The 631-nt window shown below is 72.4% G+C and carries 1 protein-coding gene; it reads right to left on the reverse strand.

The window, feature by feature from the left end:
* Positions 1–415: 415 nt before the first annotated feature.
* On the reverse strand, positions 416–631 hold a 216-nt coding region (locus HMPREF3086_RS18080; protein ID WP_141764060.1), incomplete at its 5' end, for a TOBE-like domain-containing protein.

Below are 631 nucleotides of genomic sequence, written 5' to 3' on the forward strand. Positions count from 1 at the left end.
CGCGGCCGGTGCAGCGCAGCCGCTCCCGGGCCTGGCGTCTCGCTCCCGGCGATGCACGGCCCGTGGACAGCCGCGCGTCACGATGGCGTCTGGCCTGCCCGCCGGTGCGCGCGAGACGCCATCGCGAGGGGCGGCTGTCGGGCGGGATGTGCGGGATGAGCGAAGCGCGCCGGATTCGCCTCTGAGCGGTCCAGCGGGCAGTTCCGTGGCGGGGGTTGTGGCACGCGACGGCCCGAGAGGGCGTTACTACTCGATACGGTCGTAACCACTGCGATTTTAGGTCGTAGCCATCTCGCTCCGAAGGCCGATTCAGCACGATGACTACCACCAATTCCTGGATGGTGACGACCACACTGCAAGGGCGGGCGAACAGGCGCTGTCGCGGGCCCGTGGTGCCGCGACGAGCCCGGCCGGGTCAGCCGCGCGGGTAGAGCACCACCTGGGTGGCCTTGACGACCAGCGTGACGGGCACGCCCGGCGCGAGCGCGAGTTCGGCGGCCGATCGCGTCGTGATCTCCGCGTCGACCCGCTGGCCGTCCCGGAGTTCCGCGGTCACGCGCGTCAGCGCCCCGGCCGGAGCCAACGACACGACGCGGGCAGGCCAGGCGTTGCGCGGGCTCGCGGCGAGTGA

Origin of the sequence: Dietzia sp. HMSC21D01 (assembly GCF_001815995.1) — a bacterium.
GTDB lineage: Bacteria > Actinomycetota > Actinomycetes > Mycobacteriales > Mycobacteriaceae > Dietzia > Dietzia cinnamea.